General features: G+C 71.1%; 11 protein-coding genes and 1 pseudogene. 4 read left to right on the top strand and 8 right to left on the bottom strand.

Annotated elements, in window-relative coordinates; translation table 11 throughout:
- Positions 1 to 2: 2 nt before the first annotated feature.
- Positions 3 to 1,829, bottom strand: coding sequence for a DJ-1/PfpI family protein (locus EJK15_RS23655; protein WP_138712647.1), 1,827 nt, complete (start codon positions 1,827 to 1,829; stop codon positions 3 to 5).
- Positions 1,830 to 2,108: 279 nt separating this feature from the next.
- On the opposite strand from EJK15_RS23655, the gene EJK15_RS23660 reads away from it, so the two are divergent.
- Positions 2,109 to 2,717, top strand: a complete 609-nt coding sequence (locus EJK15_RS23660) for a hypothetical protein (RefSeq protein WP_138712648.1) — start codon at positions 2,109 to 2,111, stop codon at positions 2,715 to 2,717.
- A 128-nt stretch (positions 2,718 to 2,845) separates the two neighbouring features.
- On the top strand, positions 2,846 to 4,378 hold the full coding sequence (locus EJK15_RS23665; protein WP_206061066.1) for a M28 family metallopeptidase: 1,533 nt from the start codon (positions 2,846 to 2,848) through the stop codon (positions 4,376 to 4,378).
- Positions 4,379 to 4,419: 41 nt separating this feature from the next.
- Here EJK15_RS23665 and EJK15_RS76385 read toward each other — a convergent pair whose 3' ends face one another.
- The 4 genes and pseudogenes from EJK15_RS76385 to EJK15_RS23680 form a co-directional block, all read right to left on the bottom strand.
- A complete protein-coding gene (locus tag EJK15_RS76385) occupies positions 4,420 to 4,560 on the bottom strand; it encodes a hypothetical protein (RefSeq protein WP_276615425.1) in 141 nt (46 codons plus the stop codon).
- Positions 4,561 to 4,578: 18 nt separating this feature from the next.
- Positions 4,579 to 4,701: pseudogene (locus EJK15_RS76390) on the bottom strand (hypothetical protein); the annotation flags it as partial.
- 116 nt (positions 4,702 to 4,817) lie between these two features.
- On the bottom strand, positions 4,818 to 5,768 hold the full coding sequence (locus tag EJK15_RS23675) for a DNA polymerase domain-containing protein (RefSeq protein WP_240777165.1): 951 nt from the start codon (positions 5,766 to 5,768) through the stop codon (positions 4,818 to 4,820).
- 49 nt (positions 5,769 to 5,817) lie between these two features.
- Positions 5,818 to 6,450, bottom strand: coding sequence for a maleylpyruvate isomerase family mycothiol-dependent enzyme (locus tag EJK15_RS23680; RefSeq protein ID WP_138712650.1), 633 nt, complete (start codon positions 6,448 to 6,450; stop codon positions 5,818 to 5,820).
- Between the two features lie 63 nt (positions 6,451 to 6,513).
- Between EJK15_RS23680 and EJK15_RS23685 the strand changes: the two genes are divergently transcribed.
- Positions 6,514 to 6,939, top strand: coding sequence for a MarR family winged helix-turn-helix transcriptional regulator (locus tag EJK15_RS23685; protein ID WP_138712651.1), 426 nt, complete (start codon positions 6,514 to 6,516; stop codon positions 6,937 to 6,939).
- Here EJK15_RS23685 and EJK15_RS23690 read toward each other — a convergent pair whose 3' ends face one another.
- The 3 genes from EJK15_RS23690 to EJK15_RS23700 all read right to left on the bottom strand — a co-directional run bounded on the left by EJK15_RS23690 (position 6,940) and on the right by EJK15_RS23700 (position 13,316).
- The gene (locus EJK15_RS23690) at positions 6,940 to 9,051 is read right to left on the bottom strand and encodes a carbon starvation CstA family protein (RefSeq protein WP_138712652.1); all 2,112 of its coding nucleotides are present in this window, start codon (positions 9,049 to 9,051) and stop codon (positions 6,940 to 6,942) included.
- 3 nt (positions 9,052 to 9,054) lie between these two features.
- Complete coding sequence (locus tag EJK15_RS23695; protein WP_138712653.1) at positions 9,055 to 9,393, bottom strand: hypothetical protein; 339 nt, start codon at positions 9,391 to 9,393, stop codon at positions 9,055 to 9,057.
- A 188-nt stretch (positions 9,394 to 9,581) separates the two neighbouring features.
- Complete coding sequence (locus EJK15_RS23700; protein ID WP_138712654.1) at positions 9,582 to 13,316, bottom strand: S8 family serine peptidase; 3,735 nt, start codon at positions 13,314 to 13,316, stop codon at positions 9,582 to 9,584.
- Positions 13,317 to 13,500: 184 nt separating this feature from the next.
- Between EJK15_RS23700 and EJK15_RS76395 the strand changes: the two genes are divergently transcribed.
- Entirely contained in the window at positions 13,501 to 16,446 is a 2,946-nt protein-coding gene (locus tag EJK15_RS76395; protein WP_171074497.1) for a helix-turn-helix transcriptional regulator, read from the top strand.
- Position 16,447 lies beyond the last annotated feature (1 nt).

Genomic DNA, 16,447 nt, shown 5'->3' on the forward strand with positions numbered 1-16,447 from the left:
TCTCAGCTGCGATTGATGCTCGGCGCCATATCGGCGGGGGCCTCCTGTGTGTCGATCGGTTCCGGGCGCCGGGCGGCGGCCTGGATCCGGCGGAACACCATGCCGGCGGCCAAGGCGGCGGCGATGCCCAGCAGCGCGAGCGCCAACGGAACGATGGTCTGCGGCCACGGCCAGGCGTTGCCGGTCAACTGGACGTCCATCACCGGATACTCCAGCGTCTTGGCGGTGAACTGGGCCGTCTGCACGTCGTAGGTACGGGCGATGTCGCGCAGCACCGGATCGAACGCGAACTCCTCGCCGAGGTGGAGATATTCGGGCCGGAGACCTCCGGTGTCCGCGGCCGGCCCGGTGCCCGCCACGAGGCGGCGCGCCGCGTCCAGACCAGGCACGAGCAGGCGGTCGAGGTCGTCCGCGGCCGCCGCGACCGTCGAGCGGGGGATGAACGTCAGGCCGTGCCGGGAGCGGACCGGACCGTCGCCGACCGCGACCGTGCGGCCGATCATGGACTGCTCGGTGTAGGAGGCGAACGCGGAGGCGAGTTCCAGTTCGCCGACGCCGTCGATCAGCCGGACGCCGATGGTCGACGGCCCGACCTGGTAGGAGGCGTTGAGTGCGGCGACCACGTCGGGCGCTGCCCAACCGGACCTGGGGATCTGCGCGGCGCTGCCAGGCGAGTAGTGACGCCAGTGGACTCTGGCCGCCGCCGCGCGAGCGGTGTCAACGTCGGTCAGCCGTTCGACGATCCGCAGGGCGCCGTCGATGCCGGACAGCACGCCGGCGGTGGTGATCAGGTTTCCGTCGTCGACGTACCGCAGGCCGCTCGTCCACTCGACGTTGCGGAAATCCGCCCGCAGACTGGGTAGCCGCGTCCAGTGGGAGGTCGCGGGCCTGCCGTCCAGCAGCCCGGTGGCGGCGAGGGCGCGTGCCCCGTTGCAGACGCTGACCACCAGCGCGCCGGCGGCTGACTGCTGCCGCACCCACGTGGTGATCGCACCGGCCTCGGCGGGAGCCGGCTGCTGCAGGGCCGGGATCACCACGGCGTCGAGGCTGTCGTGCCGCTCGCCGAGCAACCGTGCCAGCTCGGCGAAGGTCAGGTCCGGCACGACGTCCAGGCCACCGGTCAGGGGCGCAGGTCCAGGAAGGATCGAGATGATGTAGGTGTTCACCCGGCCGGTGCCCGCCAGCACCTCGTACGGCCCGAGCAGGTCGGCGGCGTTGGCGCCGCTGCCGGTGACCAACAAGGCGACTGTGGGCTTGGCCGGATCATGGGCGGCGGCCTTCGCCGCGGGCTCGGCCGTCACCGCGTCCGGGCGCGGCTCGTACAGGTCGCCGAACTTGCCGATGGTGTTCACCGCGGAAACCGCACCTGGGATCAGCAACGCGGTCAGCACGACGGCCGCCCTCCCGATCCACTTCGACCGAAGGATGCCGAGGCGGTGCCGGTGCCGTAGGTACTCCTCGCGCCGCCTCAGCATGACCGCGGCCATGAGAACGAACATGAGCACGTGCCCGATCGACATCACCAGGTGGCCCGGCAACACCCCGAACCAGTACGGAACGAGGAGAACGAGGAAAGGTGCGAACATCGCCACGCTCATCTCGGCGATACCGGGCCAGCTGTGGTGGCGGACGCGCATCCAGACGGCCATGCCGATGGTCATGTCGGCGGCCATGATCAACGTGTTGACGTCGATCCGGGTGATCTCCGGCAGGACCGCGTCCCACACCAGACCGAGCAGCAGCATCCCCAGCATCATCGCGATAACCATCTCGATGTAGTGCCAGAGGAACCGGCCGACCAGGCGCGTACGTGACGTGTGGACTGTCATTGCTGTGTGCTCCTGACGCGAAGGACGTGACATCGCCGGCGTTGCAGTCAGGGCAGGGATGGGTGCCCTGGCTGGACGATGCCAGTCCAGCTCTCTCGGCGGGCGCGGGCAAGCGATCAGCGGTCGGGTTGTCCGGATAGGAGGGCTGTGTGTCCGTTGCGGTGTGGTTCATGACAACCTCCCCTGACCAGTCAGGAAGAGCGGATCATCTCGGCTTGACCTTGACGCGACGTCAACGTGTGCAATCGGAGGTGACAGGAACCGAGTGAGAGGAACCTGATGGTCAGAGCCGTGCTACGGGTCCTGGGGTTCGAGCTGAAGGGCCTGGCCAGCGTCGGGCTGTGGGTCGCTCGCCGCCGGCACGGCGTGCCCGCGGGGGCCACCGCCGTGACGTACGCGAAGGAGCAGGCGTTCACGCTGTGGCTGATGCTGTTCGCGATGGCGGTCGAGACGGTGGTCGTGGATCTGCTGCTGGTCGCGACCGGCGTACCGGACTGGGTGCGGTTCACGGTGCTGATCGCCGACGTGTACGGGCTGCTGTTCGGGGTCATGCTGGCCGCGGCCTGTGTCACGCGGCCGCACGTGATCACGGCGAACGAACTGCGCATCAGGTACGGCGCCTACTTCGACCTGCGCGTCCCCCGGGACCGCATCGCCTCCGTGCGCACGAGCCGCAACGACAACGAGAGCAGCATGGTCTCGATCAAGGACGGGCACCTCCGGGTCGCGGTCGGTTCGCGGACCAACGTGACGGTCGAGCTGACCGGGCCGGTCGCGGTCGTCCGGCCGCTCGGCCGCCGCGCCGAGACCACCACGATCCGCTTCTTCGCCGACAACCCCGAGACCGTCGTGACCGCTCTGCGCTCCGAGGCGGCCCTGCACTCATAGGCCCTGCACTCATTGGCCGTCGGCATGCGAGGCGCGCTCATATCTAGGCGAACCCCTTTCGCGGGGTTACGTTCCTATACAGCACCATCTCGGGATCTTCCCCCCTCGACCTCGGATGGAGGCGCACCTTGCCGCTCACCTGGAGAAATGGCAGGAGATCGCCCATCGTCGCGGCGATCGCAACCCTCTCCTTATCCCTGACCACCGCCGTACTGACGGCCGCGCCCGCCCGCGCCGCCGCCCCGCCGGACATCTCCCTCGCCAACGTCAAAGCCCACCTCACCCAGCTCCAGTCCATCGCCAACGCCAACGGCGGCACCAGGGCCCACGGCCGCCCCGGCTACCTGGCCTCAGCGAACTACGTCAAGGGCCGGCTGGACGCCGCCGGGTTCACCACGACACTCCAGACCTTCACCTACAACGGCGCCACCGGCTACAACGTCATAGCGGACTGGCCGGGAGGGAACCCCGACGACATCCTGATGGTCGGCGCCCACCTCGACAGCGTCGCCGCCGGGCCCGGCATCAACGACAACGGCTCGGGCAGCGCGGCCATCCTGGAGAGCGCGCTCGAGGTCTCCCGGCAGGCGCTCCAGCCGGCCAAGCACCTGCGTTTCGCCTGGTGGGGCGCAGAGGAGCTGGGGCTGCGCGGATCGCAGTTCTACGTGAACAACCTGCCGGCCGCGGAACGCGCGCGGATCAAGGGGTACCTGAACTTCGACATGGTCGGCTCCCCCAACCCCGGATATTTCGTGTATGACGGCGACAACTCGGACGGCACGGGCTCCGGTCCCGGCCCGGCCGGGTCGGCGGCGCTGGAGCAGACCATCATCGACTACTTCACCTCGATCGGCGTGCCGACCCGGGGCACCGACTTCGACGGCCGCTCCGACTACGGGCCGTTCATCGCCGTCGGCATCCCGGCGGGCGGGACGTTCACGGGAGCGGAGGGAGTCAAGACCTCGGCACAGGCCACGCTGTGGGGCGGCACGGCCGGGCAGGCGTTCGACCCCTGCTATCACCGCGCCTGTGACACGACCGCCAACATCAACGACACCGCGCTGGACCGGAACGCCGACGCGATCGCGCACGCGGTGTGGACGATCGCCACCGCCGTACCGCCGGTCGTGGTCTGGCAGGACACGTTCGAGACGGCGACCGGCTGGACCGCCAATCCGAGCAGCACCGACGCCGCCACCCTCGGTCAGTGGGAGCGAGGCGACCCGGAGGCCACCACCTCTTCGGGCGCCAAGCAGCTCGGGACGACGGTCAGCGGCGCCAACGACCTGGTGACGGGCCGGCTCGCGGGCTCCTCGGCGGGCGCGTACGACATCGACGGCGGCGTCACCTCGATCCAGTCGCCGCCGATCACGCTGCCGTCCACGGGTCCGCTGAACCTGTCACTGTCGTGGTACCTGGCACACGGCTCGAACTCCTCCAGCGCCGACTACTTCCGGGTCCGCATCGTGTCCGGCACCACCACGACGACCGTGTTCAACCAGACCGGCGCGGCGACCAACCGCAACGGCACGTGGGCCACTGCCACGGCCGGCCTGAACGCCTTCGCGGGCCAGACCATCCACATCCTCATCGACGCGGCCGACGCCTCGGGCGCCTCCCTGGTCGAGGCGGGCGTCGACGACGTCAAGATCACCCAATAGCTCCTCGCGGGCCGGACCCACCGCCCGGCCCGCGTGTGTGATCAGCTGGTCGATTCCGCTGCCAGAGCGGCCGCGGCCGCCTGTGGTCCGGTTCGCGGGGGGATGGAGCGGAGATTGAAGGCGTAGCGGGCGACGGAGTCGGCGATCGCGTCCGAGTCCACGTCCAGCGCCGTCGCGTTCACGTTGGCGATCGTGTCGCACACCTGGTGGTAGCACGCGTCATACGCGACCCCCGCCGTCCCGCCGAACAGCGCCGCCTCCTCGGCCGTCTTGATGCCCTCCGCGCCCGTGAAGACGCCGCCCGCCGGGATGCCGACCGCGATGAACGGCCCGTAGTCGGAGCGACCGAGGACTGCGGAAGTCCCCCCGAGCCGCGAAGGAAACGTAACCCGGCCGGGTACCGCTGAAAAGACCCACTAATGCGTCAAAATCAGGACATCTACTCCTCGGCGCGCCGTGCCCGGGCACGGCGCTTGCCTTCATGCATCGCCTGTACGCGGGCGATGGGGATCGTGTGCCCCTCCTCGATCAGGTCGGCGGGCAGCCGCTGCGGCGCGGGCATGGCCTCGGCCCATGGGTCGGCATCCTTGAGCAGCCCGGCCGCGGTGTGCAGGGTGAAGTCGCCCGGCGCCACCCGGTCGAGGTCGGGCCAGGGCACGGGGAAGGAGACCGGAGTGCCGGGCCGCACGCGCGGGCTGTAGGCCGCCACGACCGTGGCCCCGCCCGCCCTGGTGGAGTCGATGAAGACCTTGCCCGCGCGGTCCTCGCGGATGAACGCCGTGGTGGCGAGCGCCGGATCGATCCGCTCGGCGCGGGCGGCCAGCGCGCGGGTGGCCGCGGCCAGGTCGTCCATGGCGGTCCCCGCCGCTACGGGCACGAACACGTGGACGCCCTTCGCCCCGCTGGTCTTCACCGCGCCCGCCAGCCCGGCGTCCTCCAGCGCCTGGCGGACCAGGAACGCGGCGCGCACGGCCAGGTCGAAGGCGTCGCCGTTCCCGGGTGGGTCGAGGTCGAGCACCATGTGGGTGGGCTGGTCGCCGGCGAACAGCGCCGGGTGGTACTCCACCGCCCGCTGGTTGGCGAACCACAGCAGCGTCCGCCGGTCGTTGCACAGCGCGTACGTCACCTGCCTGCGTGACGCCTCGGCCCAGGCGGAGACGGTCTCCACCCAGGCGGGGGCGTATTTGGGCAGGTTCTTCTGCATGAAGGGCTCCTGGCCCGGGCGTACCCGCATGACCGAGAGCGCGCGGTCGCGCAGAACCGGGATGATGCGGTCGCTGACCGCGTCGAGGTAGTCGACCAGGTCGCGCTTGGTCGCGCCCGCCCCGTCGAACAGCGGCTGGTCGAGGTTGGTCAGCGCCACGCCGTCGCGCGCCTCATCGCTGGTCACCTGCCTTACCATATCGGGAGCATCCACCACGGCCCCCTGATCGCCTCCACTACCGAAGGCGCCCGGCCAGGGCCGCCGAGCCCGCCCCTCCGAGGCTCGGCAGCGCGGCCGGCCGCCCGGACAGCAGCAGGAGCAGCGCCTGGATGGGCCCCTCCACCACGTCACCGTCCCCGACCGTCCAGTCCACGTCGGTGGCGACCAGCCGCAGCCCGCGCAGCCGCCGCTGTGGATGGAACGGGAAGCCCCGCTGCCAGATGAAGGTGGCGCAGGTGCGGGCCGAGTCGAGGGGCATGGCGCGGTCGACCCCCAGCGGCACGGCGATGTCCTGGCCGTGGACGAGCACGTCGAACAGCGGGTCGAGCGGCTTGGTCGAGGGTGCCCGCCGGTGCGATCCGGCCGAGTCGCGCACCTGCTCGGCGATCTCGCGGATCGGTAGCCGGGCGTGCCGCACCGCCGTGTCATGGACCATCCGGTCGAAGTCGCCGCGGGCCCTGACGAACTCGGCCAGCACCCAGGGAACGGTGGCCTTGGTGGCGAGCGCGAGGTGGGCGGCCACGTCGCGCACCCGCCAGCCCGTGCACAGCGAGAGCCGCTCCCAGTCGGCCTCCGGCAACGCGTCGAGCAGGTCGGCCAGGCCGCGCCGCTCGATCTCCAGGGCAGCCCAGATCTCTTCCTGGTTCATCGCACACCCCCACTGCTAAGGTTGCCTTAATATAAGGCAGACTTAGCAGTTTGGAGAAGGCCCATGGCGGCAACTCATTCACCGCACGTCGTGGCCCTGCTCTACGAGGCGTATCTGCGCCTCCAGGACGTCGTGCTGGAGGCGGGCCGGGCGTACGACGCCGGCATCCGGCCCGCGCACTCGGCGGTGTTCTTCCACATGGAGCACGGGGGCATCCGGCTGAGCAGGCTCGCCGAAAAGGCCCAGATGACCGCCCAGGCGATGGGCGCCCTGGTGGACGACCTGGAGAACCTGGGCTACCTGCGCCGGGTGCCCGATCCGGCCGACCGCCGGGCCAAGCTGATCATCTTCACCGAGCGGGGCGACGAGGCGCTCAAGATCGGCTACACCGCGATCGACGAGGTCGAGCGCCGGCTGGCGGCGCTGCTCGGCGAGGACGGCCTCGCCGAGCTGAACGCCACGCTGAGCCGCGTCATCAGGCAGTTTTAGCTAGCCCTTGGTCATCAGCTCGCGTTCCTCGCGGGTGGGGATGAGCCCGGACGGCGCGTGCAGCTTCGACTCCTCGAACGGCGCCTCCGTGCTCGGCAGCGGCTCCCGGATCCTGATCGCCTTCACCCAGATGCGGGCCGCATCCACGATGACGATGATGATCATGATCGCGAACAGCGCGGCCAGGACGCCGTCCACGGTGGAGTTGATCACGATCTGCTGCATTGCGTCCATGTTCTTGGCCGGCGCGAGCAACTGCCCCTGGTCGAGCGCGGTCTGGTAGCGGTCGCGCTGGGCGAAGAAGCCGAGCCCGGGGTCGGGGGAGAACACCTTCTGGTAGCTGGCCGTCAGTGTGACCGCGACGTCCCAGGCCAGCGGCACCGCCGTCACCCAGGCCCATTTCAGCCGCCCGCTCTTGATCAGCAGGGTCGTGGCCACGGTGAGCGCCACCGCGGCGAGCAACTGGTTGGCGATGCCGAAGAGCGGGAAGAGCTGGTTGATCCCGCCGAGCGGATCGTTGACGCCCTGGTAGAGGAAGTATCCCCAGGCCGCCACGACGACCGCGCTGGCCGCCACCAGTCCGGGCCACCAGCTCACCCGCGCCATCGGCTTCCACAGATTGCCCAGGGTGTCCTGGAGCATGAACCGGCCCACCCGGGTCCCCGCGTCCACGGTGGTGAGGATGAACAGCGCCTCGAACATGATCGCGAAGTGGTACCAGAACGCCTGCAGCCCCGCTCCCCCGAGGAACCCGGAGAAGATCTGCGAGATGCCCACGGCCAGCGTGGGCGCACCGCCCGTCCGGGCGATCAGCGTCTCCTCCTGCACGGCCGCCGCCGCGGCCTGCAACTGCTCTGGCGTGATCACGAAGCCCATGTTGGTGACCGCCTGGGCGGCGGACTGGACGGTGGCCCCGACGACGCCCGCCGGGGAGTTCATCGCGAAGTAGAGCCCGGGCGAAAGAACGCAGGCCGCGGTGATGGCCATGATGGCGACGAACGACTCCATGAGCATGGAGCCGTACCCGATCATCCTGACCTGGGTCTCCTTCTGGATCATCTTGGGCGTCGTGCCGGACGAGATCAGCGAGTGGAAGCCCGACAGCGCCCCGCAGGCGATGATGATGAACACGAACGGGAACAGCGAGCCCGCGAAGACCGGCCCCTTGCCGCTGAAGGCGAAGTCGGTGAACGCGGTGGTCTGCAGCGGCGGCATCGTGATGGCGATGCCGATCGCGATCAGCACGATGGTGCCGATCTTCATGAACGTCGACAGGTAGTCGCGCGGCGCGAGCAGCATCCACACGGGCAGCACGGCGGCGACGAAGCCGTACGCGATCAGCCACAGCGCCAGCGCGGACGGGCTCAGCGTGAAGATCGGCGCCCAGCTCGACCCCTGGACCCAGCCGCCGGCCACGATCGCCAGGAGCAGCAGCGCCACCCCGATCACGGTGGTCTCGACGACCTTGCCGGGCCGGATGACGCGCAGGTAGAAGCCCATGAACAGGGCGATCGGGATGGTCATCGCGATGGAGAAGACGCCCCACGGCGACTGCGCGAGCGCGTTGACCACGACCAGCGCCAGCACGGCCAGCAGGATGATCATGATGGCGAAGACCGCGATGAGCGCCGCCGCCCCGCCGATCGGCCCGATCTCCTCGCGCGCCATCTGGCCGAGGCTCCGGCCGTTGCGCCGCATGGAGAAGAAGAGGATCACCATGTCCTGCACGGCCCCGGCGAAGATCACGCCCGCGACGATCCAGATGGTGCCGGGGAGGTAGCCCATCTGCGCGGCCAGCACGGGACCCACCAGCGGCCCCGCCCCGGCGATGGCGGCGAAGTGGTGCCCGAACAGGATCCGCCGGTCCGTCGGGTGGTAGTCGATGCCGTTGTCGAGCCGCTCGGCCGGAGTGGCCCGGCGGTCGTCGGCCCGCAGCACCTTGCGCACGATGAAGCGGGCATAGAACCGGTAGGCGATGGCGTACGAGCCGAGCGCGGCGCACAGCAGCCACACCGCGTTGACGTTCTCGCCTCTGGACAGGGCGAGCACCGCCCATCCCGTGGCGCCCACGATGGCGACCACAGTCCAGATGATGATGGAGCGCAGCTTCACCGGTTACCTCCCATATATCGGGCCATATATAGGGCGCCCGAGGCAGCAGCGCAGTCCGGCGTCCGGCGGCAGATCGGTGGTGAAGCGCCGCCAGCGCCACAGCGGACGGCAGTCGATCGTGACCGGAAGCTCGGCCAGATGCACCCAGGCGGTCGGATGCGCGTACACCAGATCGGATTCGAGGCTGCGCGCCCGTTTGGGGAGCCGGGAGCGGCGCAGCGGCCTGACAGAGAATTCACCGGCGTCCGCGCAGCAGAGGCCGGTGACATGCCAGTCGAAGAACACCACTTCGTCGTCGCGCAGCGCCTCACGAGCCGCCGACGTGAGCGTGATACGGGACATCTGTGGCTCCTGAAAACCAGGTAGCTCAGAAATTAACGTCGACTTTACCCGCCCTGGTGGCTTCTGAAACGCCGGCCTTGCTCACGAGACGGCCGGTCCAGGCGGTCCTACCGCTGTTGTCGCTCAGCGGTGCGAGACGTGCAGCGCCCCTGGCTCGGGCGAGCGAGCCAGGGGCGCGTCACTTCAGGTCACGGTCTCTTCCACGGCTCGAAGTACGCCACCGTTCCGAAGTCGATCTCCAGGGCGTCCGGCGGGTTCCCGCCCGTGGCGCTCGCCCCGGTCACGAAGATCCGGACCCCGACGCCGTCGGCCGCGTCCACGGCGAGCGCGTGCGCGCTGTCGGTGGCGCCGACCTGGCCGTCGTAGCGGCCGCTCCAGACCGGCTCGCCGCTCGCCGCGTCATAGGCGATCGTCACGTAGTCGTTGCCCAAGGTCTCGTCGTCGGCGCTCTGACCGGTGATGACGACCTTGCCGCCGTCCGGCGTCACGGCGACGTCCCAGGCGTAGTCCTCGCCCTTCGCCTGCCCGTCGTGGCGCTGCACCCACGCCCGCTGACCCGTGGCGGGGTCGTAGGCGATCGTGGTGAAGTCCGACCTCGTCCCTTCTCCCTCGGTGTTCCCGGTCACGTACAGCTTGCCGCCGGCCACGGTGATGTCGTGCGGGTTGTCGCTGCCGTGCGCCGGGCCGTCGTAGCGGTCCGCCCACATCTCCTTTCCTGTGGCGGTGTCGTAGGCGATCGTGGTGAAGTCGGTCTGCGTCGCGGCATCGACGCTGGCTCCGAGGACGAAGACCGCCTTTCCGTCGCCGGTGACCGCCATGCCGGAGGGGATGTCGATGCCGTTCGCCGGGCCGTTGTGCCGGGCCGTCCAGAGCTGCTCGCCGGTGGCTGCCTCGTACGCGACGGTGCCCCAGTCGGACAGGCCCGTGCCTTCTTCGCCCTGGCTCTGGCCGCTGACGAAGAGCTTGGACCCGTCCGGCGTCACCTCGATCACCCGCGCGTCGTCCGTGCCCGCGCCCGGCCCGTCATAGTGCGCCAGCCACACGCGCTCACCGCTGTCGGCGTTGTACGCGGCCGTGAAGTAGTCGTCCTTGACGCCCTCGACCAGCGTCGTCATGCCGGTCATGTAGACGCTCTTGCCGTCCGGGCTGATCGTGAGCGCGTTGGCCCAATCGGAGAGGGCACCCGGCCCGGTGTGCCGCGCCACCCACAGCTCCTGGCCCGTGGCGGTGTCGTACGCGATCGTGACGGCGTCGTTGCCGGTGTCCTTGGCGGCGGTGCTCATGCCGGTGACGAAGAGCTTGCTCCCGTCGGGGCTGACCTTCATCGCCGCCGTCTCGTCGAAGTTCCCGCCGCCCGTGTAGGTCTTGCTCCACACCTCGGCGCCGGTGGCCGCGTCGTAGGCCACGGTGGCGATCTTCGGGCTGAGCGCGCCAGGGGTGGATCCGAAGCTCGCGCCGGACACGTAGACCCGCCGGCCCTTGGGGTCGAGGGCGATTTCCTCGGCGGAGTCCCGGCCGCCCGCGACGCCGTACGAGGCCGCCCACGTCTCGGGCGCCGGGCGGACGAGGAGCGGGACGCGTACGGTGTGATCGCGGTCCTTCCAGGTGAGCTGCCCGCTCTGGTAGCTGTTCATGGGCGCCGTGGTGTGCGTGAACTCGACCGTGAACGACTTGGTCTGGCCCGGCCACAGGGTGAGCCGGCTCGGGGACACCTTGGCCGTGAGCCCGCTCAGCCCGCTGACGGAGGCGGTGTAGGTCGCGATCGAGCGGCCGACGTTGGTCACCTCGCGGGTCACCTTCTGGGTGCCCGTCATCCTGCCGATAGCGATCGACGGGGTGTTCAGCTCGCTCGCGTCGAACGAGTATCCCCGCTTGGCAAGCGCGTCGCAGACCTCCTGCTTGACGCCCTTGGTGGTGCCGCAGAGGAAGGCGATCCAGTCCTTGACGCCGCTGTCGTAGACCAGCCCGGGGTCGGCGGCGCTGTTCGGGGTGACGTGGCCGGCGCCCTGCGCGAACGGGTGGGCGCCGTCCAGCACGTCCCGCCCGGTCGTCATCAGCGCCGACTTGATCGCCATCGGCGACCAGTCCGGGTGCAGGTCCTTCAGCAGTGCAGCCAGCCCGGCGACGTGGGGGGACGCCATCGAGGTGCCGCTGGAGAGGTCGAACTCGTTCCCGCTGTGGCCGGGCGGCGCCACCGCCGCCAGGATGTCCTGGCCGGGGGCGGTCACGTCGGGCTTCAGCACGTCGCCGCCGCCCGCGCTCAGCGGGCCGCGGGAGGAGAACGCGGCGACGTACGGGGCCGGGGCGTCGCCGCTGACCTTCGCCTGCTCGATCGTGGCGGTCGCGCCGTCGCCGGCGGCGTAGTCCTTGACCGCCTGCCGGTCCTTGACGGCCAGGTGGACCGAGGGCACGGAGTGCAGGTCGGCGTTGAGCGAGTTCTCGTCGACGTTCGTCATGATCATGCCGATGCCGCCCGCCTCGGCGACCGCGATGCTCTTGTTGACCCGGGGCGTCACACCCCGGTCACAGACCACGATCTTGCCCCGCACCTTCGCGGGATCGAGGACCGCCTTGCCACCGTTGTCCTTGGCGGCGTAGCACTGCGCCAGCCGCGCCGGGTCGGCGCCGGCCACGCCGGCGGCGGTGGCGTCGATGAGGGGCGCGGGTCCGGCCTTCGTCGCCGCCAGCGAGGCCCCGCTGTACGCGACGCCGTTGCCGAGCGTCGCCGAGCCCTCGGTGCCGCGGTTGTGCGTACCCGCCGCGACCGTGGTGATCCACGGCGACGGGTGCGCCACGGTGGACGCGGTGGGCCCGCTGTTGCCGCCCGCCGCCGCCACGAAGACGCCGGCCTCTGCCGCGGCCAGGAACGCCATCTCCACCGGGTCGAGGAGGTCGGTGCTGGTGCCCGAGACGGAGTAGTTGATGACGTCGACGCCGTCCGCCACCGCCCGGTCGATGGCGGCGACCATGTCCGAGTTGTAGCCGTTCGCCGTGCTCGCGTCCTCGGTCGACCAGAGCGCCTTGTAGGCGGCGATCCGGGCGCGCGGCGCGATCCCGCTGACCGCCCCGAACGTCGCGGCCGGCCCGGTCACGGGCACGTCGTGGTTGCCGCCCGCCGTCGAGGCCACGTGCGTGCCGTGGCCGTTGTAGTCACGCGCCGACGCGTACTCCCACGGCAGAAACTCCTTGATGCCCGCGTCGCCGCCCCACCCCTGGTTGAAGTGCTGGGCACCGATCAGCTTCCCGGTGCACTTGTCGGCGCTCCACTCGGCGCCCGTCGCGCACTTGCCGTGGAAGCCGCGGATCGGGCGGAACTTCTTCCCGCTGCCGTCGGGGTCGGCGAAGCTCTTGCTGTCCGGCCAGATGCCGCTGTCGATCACGCCGATGACGAGGCCCTCACCGGCGCCGTTGCTGCCGTCAGGGCCGCCGAGCCGCTGCCATAAACCGTTGCGGGCGTCGAGGCCGAGGAAGGACGGCGTGGACGAGGTCTGGATCGACACCTTCCTGTCCTCGGTCACCGCCACGACGTCGGGCATCGCGCGCAGCTCCGCGGCCTGGGACTTGGTCAGCTTGGCGGCGAAGCCCTCGTACGAGTACACGTACTCGTAGAGCTTCTTGCCGCCGCCCACCTTCTTCAGCGCCTCGTCGTGCCGGCCCCGCACGTGGTCGACGTACCTGCCGACCTCGGCGGACGAAGGGTCGACCTTCTCCCCTCGCTTCGGCTTGGTCGTCGGCAGCCCGGCCACGTCGCCCTCGTAGGTAACAACGGGGTCCAGCGCCATTTGAACAATGTAAGTTTTCTGTTCCTCGGGGCCGCTCTCCGCGGTGGCCGGGACGGCGAGCCAGGCCACCGCCAATCCGGCCAGCGCCGCCGTCGCCGACCACCGTCTGCGGGTGTACCCAGGAGTTTTGGACAGGTCCATCGTCGCCCTCCGTGCCTCGCCGCGGATCACGCGGACGATCGCCGAGGCTAATGACAGCCATACGGAGGCGGCATCCGTACCGTATACGGATTTTTGATACGGATTTTTGGCACGGCACGGAACCAAGACGTCCGGTAGCCTGCTCCTGGCGATCAGCGGATCAGCGCAGGCAGGGGGTGGACGCGTGCCCTCGGGACCGGCCCCTTCGGGCTCCCTGTCCAAGGTGCTCGTCGGCCGCCGGACCGAGCTGGCGCTCCTGCGTACGGTCGTCGCCGCCCCGCCGTCCCTCGCCTTGATCCAGGGAGAGGCGGGGATCGGCAAGAGCCGCCTGGTCGCAGAGCTGTTATCGGGCCTGGCCGGGACCCGCAGGCTGGTGGGCCAGTGCGAGCAGCTCCAGGAGCCCCTGCCGCTGTCGCCCCTGCTCGACGCCTTCCGCCTCGCCGAGGACGAGCTCGCCAGATCCCGGCCGCTCAACCCGGTGATCGGCGCGCTCGCGCCGCTGCTGCCGGAGATCGCCGAGCACCTGCCGCCGCCCCTGCCGGCGCTGCCCGACCAGCGGGCCGAGCGGCACCGGGTGTTCCGGGCGGCCGTGGCCCTGCTCGGCCACTTGAGCCCGCTGGTCCTGGTCCTGGAGGACGTGCACTGGGCCGACGGCGGCACCCACGACTTCCTCGCCTTCCTGGCCTCCCACCAGCCGCGCGACCTCTCGGTGATCCTCACGGTACGCACGGAGGTGGGCCGGCTCCCGCTCCGCGAGGCGCTCGCCCGGGCGCCGTCGGGCCCCGCGCGGTTCGTCAGCCTCAACCCGCTGAGCCCGCCCGAAGTGGCGCAGCTCGCGAGCGGCATCCTGCGGACCGAGCTGCCCGGCACGTTCGCCGCCGCCCTGTACGAGAAGGCCGGCGGCATCCCGTTCGTGGTCGAGGAGGTTCTGCGCACCCTCCTGGAGCGGCTGCCCGCGAGCGAGCTCCCCGGCCGCCCCGACATGCTGGCCGGACTCGCCGTCCCGACCGTGCTGCGCGACGTGGTGCTGCAGCGCCTGTCCGCGCTCGACGACACCGCGCAGGACATCCTCGCGGCCGCCGCCGTCATCGGCATGATCCCCGACGAGCGGATCCTCGCCGAGGTCACCGACCGCGACGCGGCGGAGATCGCCAAGGCCCTCGCCACGGCGCAGGCGGTGGGGCTGCTGCACGAGGAGGACGGGCAGTGCCGGTTCCGGCACTCGCTGGCGCGGCAGATCGTGTACGAGTCCGTGGCCGTGTCCGCCCGGCGCTGGCTGCACCTGAAGACCGCGCGCGCCCTGGAGTCCGGAGCCGGCCCGCGGCCGGTGGCCCGGCTCGCCCACCACTTCCGGCACGCCGGCCGCACGGCGGACTTCGTGGACAACGCGGAGGCGGCCGCCGACACCGCGCTCTCCCACGGCAACGACGCCACGGCCGCCCGGTTCCTGCTCCAGGCGCTGGAGCTCGGCGAGCTGTCCCACGACGTACGCGTGCGGCTGGCCGTCAAGCTCGGCCGGGCCGCGGTCGACGGGCTGGCGCACGCGGAGGCCGTACCGATTCTCGAACGCCTGCTGGCCACCGAACCCCTGCCCGCCCATCTGCGCGGCGAGCTGCGCTTCGCCCTCGGCCGCCTGCTGCGCCAGCAGGGCGAGGCCCGGCCGGGCTACCTGCAGATCGAGGACGCCGTCAACGATCTCGGAGACCGGCCCGAGCTCCTGGGCCGGGCGCTGGCGGTGCTCGCCGCGCCGGAGACCGTCGTGGACCGGCACGTCAGCGAGCACGCCGCCCGCCTCGACCAGGCCGAGGAGGTCGCCCGCCGCAGCGGCGACCCCGACGTCGACATCGCGGTACGCATCGCGCGCGCCTCGCTCCTGCTCGAACAGGGCGACCCCGCGAGCTGGCGGCTGATCGACGAACTGCTGCGCGACGACCGCCTCCGCTCCGTGCCGAGGGAGCACGCCCGCGCCTGCCTCAACTGGGCGCAGGCCGCCCTGCACATCGGCCGGCCGGCGCGCGCGGAAGCCTTGCTGGCCGAGGGCCGCCGGGTCGCCGACCAGGCCGAATACCTGCGGGTGGCGGAGGTCGTCGAGCTGGTCACCGCCGCCGTGGACCGGGCCGCCGGGCGGTGGGAGGGCCTGGAGGAGCGGCTGCGCCGCATGGGCGGCGCAGCCGCCACCTTCGCCGCCGCGTCCCTGGACTCGCGGCTGCTGCACGGCGCGCTGCTCGCCGCCATGGGCCCCGCCGAGGAGGCCGCTTCCTGCCTGTCCAACGTGATCGCGGTCGCCGAGCGGGTGGGCGCCGTGTGGCCGCTCATCCCCGCCAGGATGACGCTGTCGCGGCTGCTGCTGACGCTGGACGACGCCGCGGGCGCGGCCGAGCACGCCACCGCCGCGCTCGCCCAGGTCCGCGCCAAGGGGAACTGGGTGTGGGGCGCGGAGACCGTGCTGTGCCTGGTGGACGCCCTGGACGTGCTCGGTGGTGCGAACAACGAGGCCGCGGACCTGGTGGACGTGCTGGACGACGGCGTGGCCGCGCTCGGCGCGGGCGGCGTGGCCGCGGAGCTGGTGGACGAGCTGGCGGCCGGGATCGCCGGGGCCGACGCGCCGCTCGCCCAGTCCGCGCTGCTGACCGCCCAGGCCGTCCTGGCCCGGTCGCGCGGGGCGGCGGCGGAGGAGGCCGAACGGCTGCTCGACGCGGCGCGTACCGCGTTGAAGGACGCCGGGCTGCGCTACGAGGAGGCCCAGACCGCCGAGCGGCTGGGCCGCTGGCGCTGCGAGCGCGGTGCGGCCGACGGCGGGAGCCTGCTGGAGGACGCACTGCGCCTGTACGGGGCGATGCACGCGGACCGGGACATCGCCCGCGTCTCCCGGATCATGCGGCAGAACGGCGTCCCGATCCCGTACCCGTGGCGGGGCGGCCGGCCGTCCCACGGGCAGACACTGTCGTCCCGCGAACGCGAGGTGGCGCTGCTGGCCGCCGAAGGGAAGACGAACCAGGAGATCGCCACCGAGCTGTTCCTGTCCCGGCGTACCGTCGAGAGCCACATCTCCAGCGCGCTGCGCAAGCTCGGCTACCTGTCGCGGAAAGAACTGCGCGCGCTGGCGGCCCTGCCGCTCGAAGATGAATAAG

The sequence above is a fragment of the Nonomuraea basaltis genome, from assembly GCF_005893125.1.
GTDB classification, from domain to species: Bacteria; Actinomycetota; Actinomycetes; order Streptosporangiales; family Streptosporangiaceae; genus Nonomuraea; species Nonomuraea basaltis.